The sequence below is a fragment of the Streptomyces sp. NPDC047022 genome (genome assembly GCF_040644155.1).
Classification (GTDB): domain Bacteria; phylum Actinomycetota; class Actinomycetes; order Streptomycetales; family Streptomycetaceae; genus Streptomyces.
This window is the reverse complement of sequence record NZ_JBEYVV010000002.1, coordinates 20,089-39,331: the sequence shown is the minus strand read 5'-3', so window position 1 is coordinate 39,331 and position 19,243 is coordinate 20,089. Positions and strand designations below refer to the sequence as shown.

Below are 19,243 nucleotides of genomic sequence, written 5' to 3'. Positions count from 1 at the left end.
CCGGAGCAGAGGTCGACGTAACGGACGACGGACCGGCATCCACGGCAGTGCGTGCGATACACATTGTCTCCAGGGGTCCGCCCCGGGCGGCAACCGATTAACCAGCGGACACACCCCCGATGACCGGCAGACACACCCGCAGAACCGTCGAGAGGAGCCTCACTGTGCAGCGGAAGGCGTACGTACCGGGCGCCGTCGCGCTCCTCACCGCCCTGCTGGCCGCCTGCACCGGCGGTTCCGGCGGCGGCGCGACGCAGGACTCCGGCAAGGCCGAGGGCTCCACCGCGAGCGCTCCGGCGGCCCAGCCCGGCAAGTACCGCAGCCTCTCCGACGCCTGCGACGCGGTGAAGCACGACACCCTCGACTCGCTTCTGCCGGGCATCAAGCAGACAGCGGACGAGGAGCAGCGCGAGCGGGCCTACGAGGGCGACGCCGTGCCCACGTACAACAACGACCGCCGGTCCGCCTGCCGCTGGAAGGCCGAGTCGGCCAGCGCCACGGACCATCTGTCCGTCGACTTCGAGCGCGTGGTGTCGTACGACAACACGGTCTCCGACGACGACCGCGCCCAAGAGGTGTACGCGGCCAAGGAGAAGGCCGCGAACATCCCCGACGCCGGCGCGAGTTCCGGTGCCCCGGGCGGCAGCGGCACGGCGGACACCAACGCCTCCCCGTCCGGGTCCGCCTCCCCGCCCTCGGCCCCGCCCCCGTCCCCGTCCTCGACCGCCTCCGCGTCCTCCACGCCCGCGACACCGTCCACGGGCGCCTCCGTCTCCGGGACCCCGGCGGATCTCCTGCCGCGGGCGCTGGACGACCTCGGCGACGAGGCGTTCCTCGACGACCAGCTGAGCACCGCCCAGCAGCGCACCGTGACTGTGGTGTTCCGCACGTCCAATGTGATCGTGACCATCCAGTACGACGAGCAGCCGGCCACCACCGCGACCGCCCCGGACAGCAAGGAGATGCAGGACAAGGCCCGAAAACTGGCTGAGCAGCTGGACGGTTCGCTCGGCTGACGGGCCCCCTGGCCGGTGCCGGCCGGGGAACCGAATCGCGCACCGCATGCGTCCCCACCGCGTACCGTGGCCCCTCGGACCCGATCCGACCGCACGATCCACGAGCGTCATTGAGTGAAGGAACCATGCACCGACCTGCACAGCGAGACCAGCGAGATCACCACGATCAGGGCGAGCGCCAGCCGGGCCGCCGGGGCTCCCGCCTTCGCCGCCTCCTCGTCTGCGCGGCGGCCGTTCCGGCCGTGCTCGTCGCCGCCGGCTGCTCCTCCTCGGACTCCGGTTCGACCTCGGGCGGCGACGCCAAGCAGCAGAGCTCCGAGGCGCAGCCCTCGAAGAGCACCTCGTCAGCGCCCACGGTGAAGCCTGCCGCGTATGCGAAGCTTCCCGACTCCTGCTCCGCGCTGTCCGGCAAGACCTTGGGCGATCTCGTGCCGAACGGCGCCAAGTCCGGCAAGAAGGGTTCCACGGACGAACCGTCGAAGCGTGCCAGCTGCTCGTGGACCAGCCTGCAGAACAACGGCGTCAAGGGCTCCCAGTTCCGCTGGCTGAACATATCCCTGCTGCGCTTCGACTCGGACGCCACACGCGGCGACGGCAACGAGCGGGCGCAGGAGTACTTCACGAGTCAGGTCAAGGACGCCCAGTCAACGGCCGGCGCGAAGAACACCAAGGCGCAGCCTGCCACCGGAGTGGGCGACCAGGCGACGACGGTGCGCTACGACCTGCAGAAGAAGGAAGGCACCTTCAAGCAGCAGACGATCGTGGCGCGCGTGGAGAACGTCGTCATCACCCTCGACTACAACGGCGCGGGCCTGGCCGGCGACAAGGCGCCGGACGCCGACGACCTCGCCGAGGCTGCGGTGAAGGCCACCAAGGAGGCCGTGTCCGCGGTGACGGCGGCGAACCGCGGCGGCGCGAGCACCGCTCCGTCGCAGGGGGCGTCGAAGTCCCCGTCCGCGAACCCGAGCGCCTCGAAGGGCTCCGCGAAGGGCGCGTCGCCATCCGCCTCGGCTTCGGCCGGCAAGACGAACTGACCGGAGCGGGTCCGGGAAACCGGACAGGCAAACGGATGTGGCCGATCCGTTATCCGTGCCGCCACCTGGGCAGTCACCCGGGCCCGGTCCCCTCGCGGACCGGGCTCTGCCCGCACCGGCCACCCGCGCGCCGCGGGGGTGTGCCACCCTGTTGCGCGCAACAACACGCAATGGGAGGGGAGTGCAGGTGGCCGCGCCACTGCAGTTGACTCGGATGCACCGCGTTCTCATAGGCGTGGTCGTCACCGGTGCCGTCGTCATCGCCGGAATCGGCTTCACCGGTTCCTACGCCGCCGTCCGCGCCCTGGCCTTCAAGAAGGGCTTCGGCGACTTCAGCTATGTCTTCCCGATCGGCATCGACGCGGGCATCTGTGTCCTGCTCGCGCTCGACCTGCTGCTGACCTGGATCCGTATACCCTTCCCCCTCCTGCGCCAGACCGCGTGGGTGCTCACGGCGGCGACGATCGCGTTCAACGGCGCGGCGGCCTGGCCGGACCCGCTGGGCGTGGGCATGCACGCGGTGATCCCGGTGCTGTTCGTGGTCGCGGTCGAGGCGGCCAGGCACGCGATCGGCCGGATCGCGGACATCACGGCGGACAAGCACATGGAGGGCGTGCGCATGACGCGCTGGCTGCTCTCCCCCGTGCCCACATTCCTGCTCTGGCGCCGTATGAAGCTGTGGGAGCTGCGCTCCTACGACCAGGTGATCAAGCTGGAGCAGGAACGCCTCGTCTACCAGGCCCGGCTGCGTTCCCGTTTCGGGCGCGCCTGGCGCCGCAAGGCTCCGGTGGAGTCCCTGATGCCGCTGCGCCTCGCGCGCTACGGCGTCCCCCTGGCGGAAACGGCCCCCGCGGGCCTCGCCGCGGCGGGCATCGAGCCGCAGCTGATCCCGGCCGCGCCCGCAGCACCCGAGCTGGAGTCCAGGACCACCCAGCCCGCCCAGCCCATCCAGGCCACCCAGCCCGCGCAGCCGGCCCTCACCGCCGAAGAGGCGCAGAGCCAGTGGTTCACCACACCGCAGAATGTGCAGTACCGGGGCGGATACGACCCCGCCTTCGAGCCGCCCACGTTCGAACCGGAGCAGCAGCACCAGTCCTGGTACGACGGGCAGCCGCAGCACATCCCCGTACCGGGGCCCCGCTCGCCGGAACCCGACCCTCAGCCGGCCCAGGCCCAGGCCCAGGCCCAGCCCCAGGAACAGGAGCCGCAGTTCCAGGTGCCGAACGGGGCCGGCGGGATGCGCCCCCTCGGCGAGGGCGTGCAGGAGACGATGCCCTCGGACGAGGAGCTGTACCAGGTCTTCCGGCACTCGATCGAGGGCGAGGGCATGCCCACGCCCGGCGCCTTCGCCGCGAACGTCGAGGCCGCCTCGGGACTGCGCCTCCAGTCCCGGGAGCTGAACCAGTACATGGAGCAGTTCAGCGCGCGCCTCAACAGTGAGCTGATGGAAGACCACATCGCATAGTGCCCGGAGCGACCACCCGGGCTGCCGGCTGCCGGTGAGAGCCACGATTCGTGCCGCGGCCGAGTTGATCGATAAGGTGCCGTGTCACGACCGCACCCCGTTCGATCCACGGGCCGGTCAGGGCTCCGCCGCGGTCGGTGGCACCGCCACGGCCGGCGTGCTGATCCCTGCCTGCCCAGGCCCCGGGACACGGGGGGCGATCCTCACGGCGGGGCAGTCGGGCCCGGCCGACGGGTCAGGAGGAACGAGTGGCACAGATCATCGCCGAGGTCTCACGGACGTTCAACGAGTTTCTGCTCCTGCCGAACCGGACTCGGACCGACTGCTCTGCCGCGACCGTTGACCTGCGCACACCCCTGGTGCGGCACATCGCGGGCGAGGCGTCGGCGATCGAGCTGCAGTCCCCGTTCACATCCGCGATCATGCAGGCCGTCAGCACACCCGATCTCGCGATCGCGCTCGCGCGCAACGGTGGTCTCAGCTTCCTGCACCACAACCAGCCGATCCAGGACCAGGCCGCGGCGGTCCGCCAGGTGAAGAACTTCAAGGCCGGATTCGTCACCAGCGACACCAACGTCCGTCCCGACGACAGCCTGAGCCTCCTGGCCGACGTCATGCGCCGCACCGGTCACAGCACCGCCGCGGTCACCCATGACGGGACCGCCACCGGCCGCCTGCTCGGCCTGGTGACCTCCCGGGACTTCCACCCCCAGCGCCATGGCCTGGACGGACCGGTCAGCGGCCGGATGACCGCTGTCGCCGACCTGGCCCACGCCGGGCCCGACATCACGCTTTCCGAGGCCAACGCGCGGCTCTGGGACGAACGGCTGGACTGCCTGCCGGTACTGGACACCGAGGGCCGCCTTCAGCATCTGGTGTTCCGTTCCGACTACTCGGACAACAAGCGCTTCCCGAACCAGCTCGTGAACGCCGCCAAGCGTCTGCGCGTGGGCGCGGGTATCAACACCCACGACTATCAAGAGCGCGTCCCCGCCCTGCTGGAAGCGGGCGTGGACGCGCTGTGCTTCGACTCGTCCGACGGCTACAGCGACTGGCAGGCGCAGGCTCTGACCTGGGTGAAGAAGCACCACCCGGAGATCCCGGTCGGCGGCGGCAACGTGGTCGACGGCGAAGCGTTCACCTTCCTCGCCGAGGCGGGGGCGGACTTCGTCAAGGTCGGGGTGGGCGGCGGCTCCATCTGCATCACCCGGGACCAGAAGGGCATCGGCCGCGGCCAGGCCAGCGCCGTTCTGGACGTCGCGGCAGCCCGGGACGCCTTCCGGGAACGCACCGGTGAGTACGTGCCGATCTGCTCCGACGGCGGGCTGGTGCACGACTACCACGTGGCCCTGGCGCTGGCGATGGGAGCCGACTTCGTCATGATGGGGCGCTACTTCGCGCGCTTCGACCAGGCGGCCGGCGCGAAGCTGCCCACCCGCGACGGCTTTGTGAAGGAGTACTGGGGTGAGGGCTCGAACCGGGCCCGCAACTGGCAGCGCTACGGCCAGGGCGGCCAGGAGCTGGTCTTCGAGGAGGGCGTGGACGGCTACGTCCCCTACGCGGGCGACCTCAACGAAGGGCTCGCCCTGACCGTCGCCAAGCTCAAGACCACGATGGTCTCCTGCGGCTCCACGACCCTGCCGGAGTTCCAGTCCACGGCCCGGCTGACCCTCGTTTCGGACCAGAGCTTCCAGGAGAGCCACGCCAACGTCACGCTGCGGGACGCCCCGGCGACCTTCGCGTAGGCGAGGGCCACGCGACGAGAGGACCCCGTACGGCAACGTGCGGGGTCCTCTCGCGCTGGACACCGTCCCCGACGGGAACTGCACCTGAGTCTGAGCCGAGCCTCAGCGGGTGGCGTACGCCGTGAAGGACTCCCAAGTGGCGGGCTCCACCTGGAGGATGGGGCCCCTCGGGCTCTTGGAGTCGCGGATGGCGACGGTGTGGGGGCAGGTGGCGACCTCGACGCACTGGCCGCCCTCGCTGCCGCTGTAGCTGGACTTGCGCCAGGTGTAGGCGACTTCGAGGCATTCGCCGCCTTCGCTACCGCTGTAGCTCGACTTGAACCACTGAAGGGCTTCGGTGTTCATGAATCTCCTAGCAGACCGTCGAGCAGGCGCTTTGAGTACTGAGGGGTAAGCGCCTGTGCCCGCAGCATCGCATGTTTGCGCGCCAGGATGGACACCTCGTCTGGGTCGGAGACCCACTGGCTACCACGCTGACCTTCGACGTAGGCCAGGTGCTGGTGGTCCGGTGTTTCCAGGAGCACGAAGGGGCCGTCCAGCCCTGCGTGAGATTGGCTGTCGAGTGGCAGGAACTGCACGGACAGGTGCGGTAGGTCGGCGTACTCGCGAAGATGACGCAGTTGTTCGCGGTGCACCTCCGAGCCCCCGATCTCGAGGTGCAGCACCGGTTCCCAGATCACAAAGCTGACCGTTGGCGGCACCTCGACGTGCAGAATTTCCTTGCGGCCTACGCGGGCGGCTGTCTTTGCCTCGATCTCATCCTCGTTGTACGCCGGAACCCGCTCTCGCAGGACGGCACGCGCGTACGACTCGTTCTGCAGTAGGCCAGGCAGAGCCTGGTTGGCGTACAGGGAGAGAGCGATGGCCTCGCGTTCCTGACCGATGTACTCCTCCGCGTACACGGGAAACAGATCGATCTCCGGCAGTTCCTCCACCCCGGCCGTCAGCATCCCCTTGGTGTCCAGGACCTCGTCCATCGAGGCGGCCACGTCCAGGGGGATGTTCCTCCGGCCCTGTTCGTACGACGCGACAGTCTCCTCTTCGGCCCCGACCAGCCTGCCGAGTTCCCGTTGGGTCAGGCCCGCCGCCCGTCGCGCCCTGCCGAGTTGGCGACCCAGCATCCTCATGGCCGAGGAGTTCTTCTTCCCCGGCGGCTTCCTCGGTGTCATGCCGGCTCAACTCCCCATGTCGCCCGAGCGAAACGCTCTGGGAGCCCGTACAGAACCTGGGGAACCCGTACAAAATCCATGTACGGGATCACTCACTGCCTCACTGTAATCACTCTTGGCGACACTCGACTCGTGATCGAGACAACCCACCTCCCACCCCTCCGCGAGAGGTTCTTCCTGCGCGAGCGCCGTTCCGTTCCCGCCGCGCGGCTGTTCGCCCGCGAGACCCTGACCGGCTGGGGGCTCGCTGAAGCCGAGCGCGGCGACGACGTCCTGCTGTGCGTCAGCGAGCTGGCGACCAACGCGCTGCTGCACGGGGTGCCGCCGGGGCGGCAGTTCAGGGTGTTCCTGCGGTACGACGGCAGGGTGCTGCGCGTGGAGGTGCACGACAGCGGGCCCGGCACCCCGCGCGTCGCCGATCAGGCCGACGAGAACGAGCGCGGGCGCGGGCTGCTGCTGGTGTCCGCGCTCGCCGACAAATGGGGTGTCGGCGAGCGCGAACTCGGCAAGGTGGTGTGGTGCGAGTTCGCCTTCGCACCACACCGGGGCCTCACCAGTTGAGGGCGTCGGTGGCGCTCGACTGCCAGTACGTCGAGGTCAGCTTGCTGTCGTAGTACACGCCCTTGGCCGGCAGGGCCACGCTGGCCGTGGCGCCCGCGTCGCTGCGCGGAGTGCGTCCCTGGAAGATGACGGTCAGCTTGTGGCCCGTGGTTCCGTTCTCTCCGCTGCCGTCGGGGGCGGAGAGGCGCACGCCCGCGTACCCGGAGGCGCCGGGCTCGAGGGTGGTGACGGACTGGGGCATGCTCTCCTGGAACGCACCCGGGGCCCACTGCATCTCGTCGAAGCGCAGGTAGGGGAAGTAGGTCAGGTCGCACGGCTTGGAGCCGGTGTTCTTGACGGTGAGCAGCATGTGGTTGACGGGGCGGGACACCAGCTGCGCGGTGACCTTGGTGTTGGCGCCGTTGCAGATGACCGGGTCCGATGACGTCGAACCCTTGCCCTTGCCGGAGGCGGAGGTGCCGGAGCTGGAGCCGGAGGAGCCCTTGCCGGTCCTGGTGCCGGTGCCCTTGGTGGAGCCCCCGGCCTGGGACGCGGAGTTCGTACCGGGAGTGGCGGTTCCGGAGCCCTGCCCGGAGGCGCTCTGCGAGGCGGATGCCGACGCCTTGCCCTCGTCCTTCGTGCCGGTGCCGTCCTCGCACGCCGTCAGGGTCAGGGCGGCGAGCGCGGCGGTGGCGAGCAGTGCGGTGCGGGTGGCGGCGCGGGCGGTGCGGATGGTGCTCATGGTGCGAACTCCCCGTTCGTGCGGTGGGTGGGTGCGAGCCGCCTGGTCAGTGAGTGGGGGCGGCGTGCTTGGATGGCAAGGAGCTTGCGGGGCGATCCGTCCCAGCCGCCAGCACCGGCGGCCAGACAGGGACGATGGAACGCCTGCGACGGCTCTGAGCTGGGAGAACGATGTGTCCCTGGGACGCCGGGCCGGGACACGGGGAGGGGAGGAAGGGTGTCGGGGGTGGATGCTTCGGACGAGTTCGGGCAGTTGCTGCGGGAACTGAAGGACCGTTCCGGGCTGAGTTACGGGGTGCTGGCCAAGCGGCTGCACATGAGCACGTCGACGCTCCACCGGTACTGCAACGGGGACGTCGTACCGACGGACTACGCGCCCGTGGAACGGCTGGCCCGGCTCTGCAAGGCGTCGCCCGAGGAACTGGTCGAGCTGCACCGCCGCTGGGTGCTGGCCGACGCGGTGCGGGAGAGGAAGGGCAAGGGGACCGCTGCCGTACGGGAGGCGGCGCCCGAACCCCGGCCCCAGCCCGAACCCCAGCCGGAAGGCCCTGGCATTCCGGAAGCTTCGAAGGCCGCAGTCCTCTCGGAACCCGAGCCCGAAGAGCCCAAGCCCGACGCTCCCGAGCCCCTCGCTCCCGAGCCGCCCGTCGCCCGCCGACGCCTGCGCCGCCCCTCGGTGCTCGTCTCCGCCGCCGCGTTCGCAGGCCTGGGTGCGGTCGTACTGGCCTGGCAGTCCTCCGTCGGGTTCGGAGGGCACCCCGCGGGAGACCCCACGAGGGAGTCCTCGGCCGTGGGGACGGCCGCGCACGGGGGCGGGGCGGCGGGCTCGGGTGCCCGCTCGCCGTCAGGGCCCGCCAAGGCCACCGGCACGGGCAAGCAAGCCGGAGGGATGCGCAGTCCCGGGCCGGGAGACGACTCCCCGAGCACGGGCGCGACGGCCACCGGTCCCGCCGGCTCGGTCGCCGCCGTGCCCCTGACGGTCAACACCCGCCCGTACGCCTGGGAAGGCCCGTGCAGCCAGCACTACCTGATCGACCGTCCCGCACAGCGGGTGTCACCGCCGCCCGCCGAACAGGACGCGCCGGGCTGGGTGTCGGCGTTCGGCGCGGTGTCGTCGGGGGAGCAGTACGTCGCGCTCGCGGTGCAGGGCACCGGCAAGGACACCGTGGTCCTGGAAGACCTCCAGGTCCGGGTGGTCTCGTCGAACGCGCCGCTGGCCTGGAACGACTACGGCATGGGCGACGGCTGCGGCGGTGGCGTGCCCGACGAGGCGTTCAACGTCGACCTGGACGCGGGCCGTCCCGCCGTGGCGCCCGCCGGGGGGCAGCGCGACTTCCCGTTCAAGGTGAGCGAGACCGACCCGGAGGTCTTCCACATCCGTGCCGACACCGCCGCGCACGACGTGAGCTGGTACCTCGAACTGAACTGGTCGAGCGGCGCACGGCACGGCACCGTGCGGATCGACGACCACGGCGAGCCGTTCCGGACGAGCGGCAACGCGGGACGCCCGAGCTACGACTTCCCGCTCGGCGGCAACGAGTGGATCGACCACGCGAGCGAGAACCGCTGACGTCAGCCGGTGAGCCTGACGTGGGTCAGCTTGTCGGGGTTGCGGATCAGCCGGATGGCGCTGATGGTGCCGTCCTCCGCGACCTCCACGCAGGCCACCGAGTCGGGACGGGTGCCCGAGGTGAAGAGAAACCCCGGGCGCCCGTTGACCAGCACCTCGCGCACGCCGGGATCCGGGACCGGGGTGGAGAGGACCCCGAGGAGCCAGCGGGCGACCTTGTCGGCGCCGGCGATCGGGCGGAGCGCGGCACGGATCTTTCCGCCGCCGTCGGTCCACGCGGTCACGTCGGGGGCGAGCATGGCCATCACCCGGTTGAGGTCACCACCGAGGCACGCCGCATGGAACTCTGCGGTGACCCTGCGCCGTACCTCGTCGGGCGCGTCGTAGCGGGGCCGCCGGTCCCGCACATGGGCGCGGGCCCGGCTGCCGACCTGGCGCACCGACGCCTCGGTGCGCTCCAGCATCCCGGCGATCTCGGGATACCCGAAGCCGAACACCTCCTTGAGGATGAACACCGCCCGCTCCAGCGGCGACAGCGTCTCCAGCACCACCAGCATCGCCAGTGAGATCGCCTCCGCCTGCTCGATCCCGCCGCCGGCGTCCGGCGCGGTCACCAGCGGCTCCGGCAGCCACGGGCCGACGTACGACTCGCGCTGGACGGCGGCCGACCGCGTGCGGTTGATCGAGAGGTTGGTGACGGTCCGGCAGAGGTACGCGCGGGGGTGAGTGACCGACTCGACGTCGACGGCGCTCCACTTGAGCCAGGCGTCCTGGAGGATGTCCTCGGCGTCCGCGACGCTGCCCAGCATCCGGTAGGCGATGCCGAACATCACCGGTCGGTGTTCCTCGAAGAGCTCAAGTGCGGTCACGCGTGTGACGTTACCGCGCAGCGGTCCGAGAACCCCTGGCCGGTCAGGCCGAAGGGGCTGTTCATCCGGGAGCGCAGGTTCTCCACGGCGACCATCGCGGTGAGTTCACGCTCGGCATGCCCTGGAGACAGGGCGGCCCGCCGGAATGTGACATGTGGCCGCCCGCACCGGGTCCCCGGTGCGGGCGGCCGCATGTCGTGTCGTAGGGGATCAGAGCCGCTCAGGCGTCCTGATGCCCAGCAGGGCCATGCCCTCGTGGAGGGTGCGGGCCGTGACGTCGGACAGGAACAGACGGTTCTCCGCGACGTCCTTCGGCGGCGCCGGCTTGATCACCGGGCACTTGTCGTAGAACGACGTGAAGAGCGACGCCAGCTGGTACAGGTACGACGCCAGCTTGTGCGGGGCGTACTCCCGCGCCGCCTCCGCCACGGTCTCCGCGAACTGGTCCACGTGCAGGCCCAGGGCGCGCTCGGCGTCGGCAAGCGGCAGCTCGGGGTGGGCGGCGGGGCGTACCTCGCCGGCCTTGCGCAGGATCGACTGGATACGGGCGTAGGCGTACTGGAGGTAGACCGAGGTGTCGCCGTTCAGCGAAACCATCTGGTCCAGGTCGAACTTGTAGTCGCGGCTCGCCGACGTCGACAGGTCCGCGTACTTCACCGCGCCGATGCCCACCTGACCACCGCGCTCGGCGATCTCCTGCTCGGACAGGTCCTGCGCCTTCTCCCGTACGACGGCGGAGGCGCGGTCGATCGCCTCGTCCAGGAGGTCGACCAGCCGGACCGTCTCGCCCTCACGGGTCTTGAACGGCTTGCCGTCCTTGCCGAGGACCGTGCCGAAGGCGAGCTGGAACGCCTTGACGTCCTCGTTCAGCCAGCCTGCCCGCCGCGCGGTCTCGAAGACCATCTTGAAGTGGAGGGCCTGGCGGGCGTCCACGACGTAGACGATCGAGGTCGCCTTGAGGTTGAAGACGCGGTCGCGGATCGCGGACAGGTCGGTCGCCGCGTAGCCGAAGCCGCCGTCGGACTTCTGCACGATCAGCGGGACCGGGTTGCCGTCCGGGCCCTTGACGTCCTCGAAGAACACGCACAGGGCGCCCTCGGAGCGGACCGCGACGCCGGACTCCTCCAGCAGGCGGCAGGTCTCCTGGAGCATGTCGTTGTAGCCCGACTCGCCGACGATGTCGGGGTCGCGGACCTCCATGTCCAGCTTCTCGAAGACGGAGAAGAAGTAGATCTTCGACTCGTCCACGAACTTCTGCCACATGGCGAGGGTGTGCGGGTCGCCGGCCTGGAGGTCGACCACCCGGCGCCGGGCGCGCGTCTTGAACTCCTCGTCGGAGTCGAACAGCTTGCGCGCGGCCTTGTAGAGGCGGTCGAGGTTCGACATCGCCTCCTCACCGCTGACCTGGCCGGCCTTGTGGTCCAGCTCGTGCGGGTGCTCGTCCAGGTACTGGATGAGCATGCCGAACTGCGTGCCCCAGTCGCCGATGTGGTGCCGGCGCACGACGGTCTCGCCGGTGAACTCCAGCAGCTTGACGACCGAGTCGCCGATGACGGCGGACCGCAGGTGCCCGACGTGCATCTCCTTCGCCACGTTCGGCTGGGCGTAGTCGATGACCGTCGTGCCCGCGTGCTCCGCGAACGGCACGCCGAGGCGGCCCTCGGGGTCGGCGGCGCGGGCGGCGAGGTTCTCGGTGATCGCCCGGTCGGTGACCGTGATGTTGAGGAAGCCGGGCCCGGAGACCTCGATGTCCTTGATCAGGTCACCGGCGACTACCTGCTCCACGACCTGGGTCGCGAGCTCGCGCGGGTTCGCCTTCGCCTTCTTGGCGAGCGCCAGGATCCCGTTGGCCTGGTAGTCGGCCCGGTCGCTTCGTCGCAGCAGCGGGTCCGCGCCGGCCTCCGGCAGGGTGGCCGAGAGGGCGTTCGCGAGGCGCTGGTGGACGGAAGCGGTGAGGGACTGGACCGAGGCCATGGGTTGGATGCCGTTCTCCTCGTGCGTACGGATAGACACGGCCAGTATCCCATGGGGGGTAAACCGGTTTTTCCGCACTCGGGCGGAGTGGCGCGCCACCGGCCGACCGGCCGGCCGTCACATGATCACGGTAAGGGTTTGAAAAGCGGTTTTCGTAGATGCGGGGGCGGCAGGGAGAATGGTGCGGTCAGCCGTGTGACCGCACCGGCTGCTTCGAGGAAAGCTTCGAGGGAAGAAGGACGTGCCGATCGTGGCTCAGAGCACCGAGACCACCGACTGGGTCTCCCGTTTCGCGGATGAGGTCATCGAGGAGTCGGAGCGTCGGGCCCCGGGCAAACCGGTCGTCGTCGCGTCCGGGCTCTCGCCCTCCGGGCCCATCCACCTGGGGAACCTGCGTGAGGTCATGACCCCGCACCTCGTCGCCGACGAGGTGCGGCGGCGGGGCCACCAGGTTCGCCATCTCATCTCCTGGGACGACTTCGACCGGTACCGGAAGGTGCCCGAAGGGGTCGACGGGGTGGACAAGTCCTGGGCCGAGCACATCGGCAAGCCGCTCACCTCGGTGCCGGCCCCGAAGGGCTCCTCGTACGCGAACTGGGCCGAGCACTTCAAGGCCGCCATGGTCGCCGCGCTCGCCGAACTCGGCGTCGAGTTCGACGGCATCAGCCAGACGGCGCAGTACACCTCCGGTGTCTACCGCGAGCAGATCCTGCACGCGATGAAGCACCGCGGCGACATCGACGCCATCCTGGCCCAGTACCGGACCAAGCCCAAGGCCGCCAAGAAGCAGCAGCAGAAGCCCCTGGACGAGGCGGAGCTGGAGGCGGCGGAGGGCTCGGGCGCCGCGGCCGAGGACGACGGCAGCTCCGGGTCCGCCGGGTACTTCCCGTACAAGCCGTACTGCGGCGAGTGCGGCAAGGACTTCACCACCGTCACCGCGTACGACGACGAGACCACCGAGCTGTCGTACACGTGCACGGTGTGCGGTTTCTCCGAGACCGTGCGGCTGAGCGAGTTCAACCGCGGCAAGCTGGTCTGGAAGGTCGACTGGCCGATGCGCTGGGCATACGAGGGCGTGGTCTTCGAGCCGAGCGGTGTCGACCACTCGTCGCCCGGCTCCAGCTTCCAGGTGGGCGGGCAGATCGTCGGGATCTTCGGCGGGCAGCAGCCCATCGGTCCCATGTACGCGTTCGTGGGCATCAGCGGCATGGCGAAGATGTCGTCGTCCAAGGGCGGCGTGCCGACGCCGGGCGACGCGCTGAAGATCATGGAGCCGCAGATCCTGCGCTGGCTCTACGCCCGCCGCAAGCCCAACCAGTCGTTCAAGATCGCCTTCGACCAGGAGATCCAGCGGCTGTACGACGAGTGGGACAAGCTGGCCGGGAAGGTGGAGGACGGCTCCGCGCTGCCGGGTGACGTGGCCGCGTACACGCGGGCGACCGGCACGGCCACCGGTCCGCTGCCCGCCACCGCGCGTCCGCTGCCGTACCGCACGCTCGCGTCCGTCGCCGACATCACCGCCGGGCACCAGGACCAGGCGCTGCGCATCCTGTCCGAGCTGGACCCGGCCGACCCGCTCGCCTCGCTGGACGAGGCCCGGCCGCGGTACGACAGGGCCGAGGCGTGGATCAACACCCAGGTGCCGGCCGACCAGCGCACCATTGTGCGCGAGGAGCCGGACGCGGACCTGCTGAAGTCCCTGGACGAGCAGGCGCGGGGCTCGCTGCGGCTGCTGCTGGACGGGCTGGCGGAGCACTGGTCGCTGGACGGGCTCAGCCACCTCGTCTACGGCGTGCCGAAGGTGCAGGCCGGGTTCTCCGCCGACGCGACGCCGAAGGAGCTGCCGCCGGAGATCAAGACGGCCCAGCGGACGTTCTTCGCGCTGCTGTACCACCTGCTGGTCGGCCGTGACACCGGCCCGCGGCTGCCCACGCTGCTCCTGGCGGTGGGGCAGGAGCGGGTGCGGACGCTGCTGGGGGCGTAGGCCGCGGAAGTAACGAGGAAGAGGGGCTCTCGACGTCTTGTCGGAGGGTCCCTCTTTCGTTTGCGCTCCTGTGCCGACGTAACCGGCGTCTGTCTCGGCTCCTGCCCTCGTACCGGCTGTGTCTGAGTACGGGTACTCAGACACAGCGGTGAACAGTACGGATGTGGACATGCCACGAACGGATTACAGTGCCTCCGTAGTTCAATCGGCCTGACGAGCAGTCATCAACGCTGTGCCACAAGGGACTACGTCTCGCCGGGATGCGACGAGGTGCGAACGGGGGACCACACATGGCGTGGGACGAATGGGAACAGATCAAGGTGGCGGTGGCGGATCGCCACAGTGCACAGATGCAACTGAACCATCTACCTGACGGCGTCGCGGGCCCGAGCACGGCTTCCGCTTCCGGCGGCAGCGGCACCCTGAGGTCGGACAAGGCGGCATGGAGCAGCGCCGGAGCAGCTGTCGGCGGGTTGGGGGACAACATCTACAAGGTGTCCAGAGGGCCGATGGATCTGAGTCGGACGGGATATGAGAAGCAGCTCCAGAATGGCCAATTCGGCTGTCAGACCGCTTTGACCGAGGACACTGTCCATGCCTCCTGGATGGGCTACCTCGACACCGTGTCCAGCGTGTGCCACGGCCTCGCAGACGTCATGGAAGAGGTAGGCAAGGGTCAGTTACGGACCGACGGGGACATCAAAGCCGGGATCGTTCAAGTGAACGCTGATTACTACGACAAGGCGATCGGCTCCGACGATCTCAACGACGGGTGATCGCAGACATGGAACTCTCTACGCTTTTAGGCATCGTACCGGCCGACTACACGACCACCGCAGACGGGTACCGCGCGGCGAAAAACATGGCCGATTCGGCCAAGGACCGCATCAACAACCAGATCACCAAGACCCTGAGTCAGGCCAATGCGGGTGAGGCCGCGGACGCCGCACTGAGGCAGCTGCGGAAGCTTTCGGAAAACTTTCACTACATCCAGGTCGAATGCGGCCTGATCACCGGAGCCCTCGACGGATTCGCGTCCGAGATCACCGCCCCCCAGCAGCGACTGAAAAATGCCCTCAACGAAGCGAACCTGCTGGGGTGCACCATCAACACGGCCAACGGTGCCGTCACCTATCCCGCGGGCGGTAAGGACGCACAAACCGGCCGGCCGTTCCCCGGCGGCACGGTCACGGGAGAAACCGGATTTTTCTCGGCCATCCGCACGACCACGATCGCCGCGACGGCCTCCGCCGCCCAGGCAGGGAAAGCCAACCCGAACGAACCCAAAGCCCTGGAAATAGCCGACGACATAGCCTACGCGTGCCAGGAAGCCGGAGAGATCGACGATCGGTACAGCGCGGCGCTGGAGAAGCTCCAGGCACCGACAAGTCTGAACGTCACGTCCAAGGTATGGGCCGACGCGGCCTCCGACGCCCAAACCGTGGAAACTGCCGCGAAGCCGTACCTCGCAGAGCACATGCCGCTGGACAAGTCCGCCGCCGAACGCCACGACTGGTGGGTGAGCCTCAGCGACGAGCAGCGCGCGGAGTACAAGGAGGCGTTCCCCGACGTCATCGGAAACCTGGACGGCGTTCCGTCCGCTGACCGAAACGAAGTGAACCGTGCCAACCTCCCCCTTCTCATCGCACAGTTGGAGGGCAAGCGCGACGCCGCGTCCGTGGACAAGCTGGCCGGGCTGCAAGGCATCCAGAACAAGCTCGACGCGGGAAGTCAGCCGCCGATGTACCTCCTGGGGGTCGGCCTCGAAGGGAACGGGCGGGCAATCGTCTCCTACGGGAATCCTGACACCGCGCGGAACGTGTCGGCCTATGTACCGGGACTGGGCACCAAACTGGATGGCGACTTCGCCGACGGCGACGTGAAGCGAGCCTTCGAGACAGCCAAGGGGGCCGGGAAATTAGACCCCTCGACGGCTTCCATTGTCTGGCTCGGCTATGACGCCCCGCAGTCGGCCGACGTAATGAGCGCGGGCGACGCCGAACGCGGGGCCCCCGCATACGACAGCTTCATGAGTGGAATTTCGGCCACCAACGAGAACCCTGATCCCCATATCACCGCAATCGGGCATTCATATGGTTCCCGACTGGTAGGGGCCGCCACGCAGGCGCCAGGGGGGATTCCCGGAGCCGATGACATTATCCTCGTCGGCAGCCCCGGCACCGGCGTCGACAAGGCGGAAGACCTGGGCGTGGGAAAGAACCACGTCTGGGTGGGAGCGGCTGCCAACGACATCGTCACCCATCTCCCTTCACCCAAAGAAGCCGAGTATGGACTCATAGGAGCGCCGGCTGGGCCACTCGGTATCATGATCGGAGACAAGATCGCCGACCCGCACAGCGACCAACTCTGGTTCGGCACGGATCCGGCGAGCAAGGCGTTCGGGGCCAACAGATTCGTCACCATGCCCGGACCGGGGCTGTTTCACGACTCGCTCACCAGTCCGGATGTCTCGGCCCACAGTCACTATTTCTCACCGGACAAGGATCGAATCTCGGCCAAGAACATCGCAGCCATCGTGTCCGGCCATACAGAAAAGGTAATAAGGACGGCGCCGCGTTGAAAAGCAAACTACTGACAGTGGCCATGCTTTCCCTGCTGGCCACCGGATGCGGGATAGTCGGTCCCGCATCACCCGACAAAGAACAGGGCGCGAGCATGAACATGCAAGAGGCCGCAGAACGAGCGGATCACATCCTCGATGACACGTTCTCCGCCATCAAGCCCCCCGTGGAATGGACTTATACGTACGACATGCCTGGGGGCTGCTATGTAGACCGGTCGCGTTCGGTCATGACGATCATCTCGCCGCAGCGGCGAGGCAGCTTCCTCGGTCTGGTGGAACGGCACTGGAAGAACAAAGGTTACAAACTTGTCGGCGTCAGCGAGGACAAACTTTCGGCCTTCTTCTTGACCCCGGACAACTTCCAACTCGAGGTCACGATCGTGACGAACGGTCAGGCGGACTTCGGAGTCACCACCCCGTGCGTCGAAAAATCCCCCGTTGCTCCACCGGCCAAATTGTCCAGTGGCCCGGACTACTCGAAGCGCACATTCGCCCCCGCACCGAACGTCCACTCCGACTTCTGGTCGGCTGAAACTCCCGTCTCACACTGATCCGGACGCTCTCCGCTCGCAGAGCCCGTGGAGATCGGGCACGGCCGCAGCCGACAGCGGCGTCCGGCCGGCTCCCCGTGCGGTCCGCAGGCGCCCCGCCGAGTCCGCTGTCAGTGGGGGCGCCTACAGTCCCTGACATGGCGACACTTCCCAATCCGCTGCCCAAGTTGGCGGCCGATCCGAGCGGGCGCGGGCTCGGGCTCGAACTTCCGCCCGGGAGACTGATCGACACCACGGACGAGGGTCCGTGGCACGAGCCGCTGCTGTGGCATGCCGGGCGTACGGCGTCGTCCGGCAACTGGGCGCGGCTGGGGTCGCGTGGCGCGCGGGTCGGGCTCCTTCCTGTGCTCCTCGACGTGGGCGGGAGTGAAGGCGGCCCGGAGGACTGGCAGTTGATGCCGGACGCCATGTCGTACCCGGGGGACCACGACGCGCACGAGGTGCTCGCCGAGTTCTGGGAGGAGGAGGCCTCCGACGACGAGCGGGACGAGACGCTCGCACCGTACGGTCCCGACTGGCCGGGTCTCGCCGCCGCGCCCAAGCTGGAGGCGGAGCCCGACACCCGTGCCGCCGAGGTCGTGGACGGCCTGCTGGACGAGGGGTCCTGGTTCAAGGAGCCGCGCCTGGCCCTGGTGCCGGCCCGGCGCTCCGCCGACATCCCGGCGGCGATCGGCTGGGGCGGACCGCTGAACTACGAGAACGACACGGCCGTCCTCTGCTCGGTGCTCCGCTCCTGGGAGGACCGCTTCGGCATACGGGTCGTCGCGCTCACCTTCGACCGGCTGGTCCTCTCGGTCGCGGCACCGCCGACCACCCCCGACGAGGCGGAAGCGGTGGCCGCCGAGCACTTCGCGTTCTGCCCGGACAACATCGTCCAGGGGCACCACGAGACCCTGCGTGAGTACGCCGAGAAGGAGGTCCTGGGGCAACGCGTCTGGTCCTTCTGGTGGGACTGACCCGCAGGAGCACCGTTCCGGTGAACTCACCGGTTTCGCCCTCCGGACGGCACCGCGGCCCCCTAGCATGCGGCGCATGCTGCCGAGCGTGGACACGATCGACGAGTTGGACGCAATGGTCTCGGACGAGGCGGTACTGCGCCCGGCCGTACTCGACATATGCGACCAACTGGGGCTCGTAGGGCTCCCGGTGCGCCGTTTCGACGAAGGGACCCTGCCCGTCTACGCGGTGGGCGGGGACCTGGTTCTGAAGCTGTACCCGCGCATCGAGATGACGGAAGCCATCAGAGAAGCGCGGGTGTTGGCCCACCTATGGGGACAGCTTCCGCTGCCCACACCGCGATTGCACGCCACGGACGAGTGCGGCAACGGCTGGCGTTTCATCCTGATGTCCAGGCTGCCCGGCCTGAGCGTGGCCGAGGCATGGCCTCGGCTCACGGCGGTGGAGCGGGACCGCATCGTGACGGAGTCGGCCGAGGCACTGGCCGCGCTGCACGCGATGGACTTCAAGCCGCTGTCCGACATCGCGGGCCCCTCGGACTGGGGTGCCTTCCTGGACCGTCAGCGCGCCCAGGCACTCCAGTTCCACGCCGCGGGCGGGGTGCCCGAGCCCTGGCTGAGCCGCATCCCCGCCTTCCTGGCCTCGGTACCGCTGCCGGCGTCCGGCGAAACGGCTCTGCTGCACACCGAGTTCATGCGCGAGCACCTGACCATCGACATGCGCGACGGACGCCGTCTGACCGGGCTGTTCGACTTCGAACCGGCGATGATCGGCGACCCGGCGTACGACTTCGTGAGCGTGGGCCTGTTCGTCACCCGCGCCGACCCCCGTCAGCTCCGCCGCTTCTACGAGGCCTACGGCCGTGACCCCCACGACCCGTACCAGCTCCTCGCGTACACGCTTCTCCACGTGTACAGCGACCTCCCCCTCTACCTCCACGACCTCCCCACCCCGCCCGAACCCCACCTGGACGCCCTGGCGGAGCTCTGGTTCAGCACGAAGGGTTAGGGACACGGCAGCCCGGGGCGCGGGGCCGTATCGATA

At 69.0% G+C, this 19,243-nt stretch carries 17 protein-coding genes and 1 pseudogene; 12 read left to right on the top strand and 6 right to left on the bottom strand.

The annotated features are described in order from the left end of the window. Positions 1 to 164: 164 nt before the first annotated feature. The 4 genes from ABZ845_RS03535 to ABZ845_RS03520 all read left to right on the top strand — a co-directional run bounded on the left by ABZ845_RS03535 (position 165) and on the right by ABZ845_RS03520 (position 5,260). Positions 165 to 1,016: a DUF3558 domain-containing protein gene (locus ABZ845_RS03535; RefSeq protein WP_360973053.1), complete on the top strand. Its 852-nt coding sequence runs from the start codon at positions 165 to 167 to the stop codon at positions 1,014 to 1,016. Positions 1,017 to 1,141: 125 nt separating this feature from the next. Next, a complete protein-coding gene (locus ABZ845_RS03530) occupies positions 1,142 to 2,050 on the top strand; it encodes a DUF3558 domain-containing protein (RefSeq protein ID WP_360972532.1) in 909 nt (302 codons plus the stop codon). 187 nt (positions 2,051 to 2,237) lie between these two features. Beyond that, positions 2,238 to 3,515, top strand: a complete 1,278-nt coding sequence (locus ABZ845_RS03525) for a DUF2637 domain-containing protein (RefSeq protein ID WP_360972530.1) — start codon at positions 2,238 to 2,240, stop codon at positions 3,513 to 3,515. 248 nt (positions 3,516 to 3,763) lie between these two features. After that, a complete protein-coding gene (locus tag ABZ845_RS03520; RefSeq protein ID WP_360972528.1) occupies positions 3,764 to 5,260 on the top strand; it encodes an IMP dehydrogenase in 1,497 nt (498 codons plus the stop codon). A gap of 102 nt (positions 5,261 to 5,362) precedes the next feature. On the opposite strand, the gene ABZ845_RS03515 is transcribed toward ABZ845_RS03520, so the two are convergent. Both ABZ845_RS03515 and ABZ845_RS03510 read right to left on the bottom strand, forming a co-directional pair. Next, complete coding sequence (locus ABZ845_RS03515) at positions 5,363 to 5,605, bottom strand: DUF397 domain-containing protein (RefSeq protein ID WP_360972526.1); 243 nt, start codon at positions 5,603 to 5,605, stop codon at positions 5,363 to 5,365. Further along, the gene (locus ABZ845_RS03510; protein WP_360972524.1) at positions 5,602 to 6,429 is read right to left on the bottom strand and encodes a helix-turn-helix transcriptional regulator; all 828 of its coding nucleotides are present in this window, start codon (positions 6,427 to 6,429) and stop codon (positions 5,602 to 5,604) included. Before ABZ845_RS03510 ends, ABZ845_RS03515 begins: the two co-directional genes overlap by 4 nt. Positions 6,430 to 6,561: 132 nt before the next feature. Between ABZ845_RS03510 and ABZ845_RS03505 the strand changes: the two genes are divergently transcribed. Next, positions 6,562 to 6,990 carry an ATP-binding protein gene (locus ABZ845_RS03505; protein ID WP_360972522.1) on the top strand — a complete coding sequence of 143 codons (429 nt, stop codon included), beginning with the start codon at positions 6,562 to 6,564 and terminating at the stop codon, positions 6,988 to 6,990. On the opposite strand, the gene ABZ845_RS03500 is transcribed toward ABZ845_RS03505, so the two are convergent. Next, positions 6,980 to 7,711: a DUF4232 domain-containing protein gene (locus ABZ845_RS03500; RefSeq protein WP_360972520.1), complete on the bottom strand. Its 732-nt coding sequence runs from the start codon at positions 7,709 to 7,711 to the stop codon at positions 6,980 to 6,982. The genes ABZ845_RS03505 and ABZ845_RS03500 overlap by 11 nt on opposite strands. 216 nt (positions 7,712 to 7,927) lie before the next feature. Between ABZ845_RS03500 and ABZ845_RS03495 the strand changes: the two genes are divergently transcribed. Then, positions 7,928 to 9,280 carry a helix-turn-helix transcriptional regulator gene (locus ABZ845_RS03495; RefSeq protein ID WP_360972518.1) on the top strand — a complete coding sequence of 451 codons (1,353 nt, stop codon included), beginning with the start codon at positions 7,928 to 7,930 and terminating at the stop codon, positions 9,278 to 9,280. Between the two features lie 2 nt (positions 9,281 to 9,282). On the opposite strand, the gene ABZ845_RS03490 is transcribed toward ABZ845_RS03495, so the two are convergent. From ABZ845_RS03490 to argS, 3 genes and pseudogenes are all read right to left on the bottom strand, one after another. Further along, positions 9,283 to 10,149, bottom strand: coding sequence for an RNA polymerase sigma-70 factor (locus ABZ845_RS03490; protein ID WP_360972516.1), 867 nt, complete (start codon positions 10,147 to 10,149; stop codon positions 9,283 to 9,285). After that, positions 10,146 to 10,256: pseudogene (locus ABZ845_RS03485) on the bottom strand (carboxymuconolactone decarboxylase family protein); the annotation flags it as partial. The gene ABZ845_RS03490 and the pseudogene ABZ845_RS03485, both read right to left, overlap by 4 nt. A 103-nt stretch (positions 10,257 to 10,359) precedes the next feature. Continuing rightward, the gene (gene argS, locus ABZ845_RS03480; protein WP_360973051.1) at positions 10,360 to 12,123 is read right to left on the bottom strand and encodes an arginine--tRNA ligase; all 1,764 of its coding nucleotides are present in this window, start codon (positions 12,121 to 12,123) and stop codon (positions 10,360 to 10,362) included. Positions 12,124 to 12,364: 241 nt separating this feature from the next. Here argS and lysS point away from each other — a divergent pair, with 241 nt between their 5' ends. The 6 genes from lysS to ABZ845_RS03450 all read left to right on the top strand — a co-directional run bounded on the left by lysS (position 12,365) and on the right by ABZ845_RS03450 (position 19,207). Then, a complete protein-coding gene (gene lysS / locus ABZ845_RS03475; RefSeq protein ID WP_360972514.1) occupies positions 12,365 to 14,107 on the top strand; it encodes a lysine--tRNA ligase in 1,743 nt (580 codons plus the stop codon). A 290-nt stretch (positions 14,108 to 14,397) separates the two neighbouring features. Then, on the top strand, positions 14,398 to 14,883 hold the full coding sequence (locus ABZ845_RS03470) for a hypothetical protein (RefSeq protein WP_360972512.1): 486 nt from the start codon (positions 14,398 to 14,400) through the stop codon (positions 14,881 to 14,883). Further along, positions 14,880 to 16,688 (top strand): alpha/beta hydrolase, encoded by a 1,809-nt coding sequence (locus tag ABZ845_RS03465; RefSeq protein WP_360972510.1) that lies wholly within the window; start codon positions 14,880 to 14,882, stop codon positions 16,686 to 16,688. The genes ABZ845_RS03470 and ABZ845_RS03465 overlap by 4 nt, the downstream gene beginning before the upstream one ends. Positions 16,689 to 16,711: 23 nt before the next feature. Then, positions 16,712 to 17,242, top strand: a complete 531-nt coding sequence (locus ABZ845_RS03460; RefSeq protein ID WP_360973049.1) for a hypothetical protein — start codon at positions 16,712 to 16,714, stop codon at positions 17,240 to 17,242. A 137-nt stretch (positions 17,243 to 17,379) separates the two neighbouring features. Then, positions 17,380 to 18,198 carry a DUF4253 domain-containing protein gene (locus tag ABZ845_RS03455; RefSeq protein ID WP_360972508.1) on the top strand — a complete coding sequence of 273 codons (819 nt, stop codon included), beginning with the start codon at positions 17,380 to 17,382 and terminating at the stop codon, positions 18,196 to 18,198. A 76-nt stretch (positions 18,199 to 18,274) separates the two neighbouring features. After that, positions 18,275 to 19,207, top strand: coding sequence for an aminoglycoside phosphotransferase family protein (locus ABZ845_RS03450; RefSeq protein WP_360972506.1), 933 nt, complete (start codon positions 18,275 to 18,277; stop codon positions 19,205 to 19,207). Positions 19,208 to 19,243: the final 36 nt, after the last annotated feature.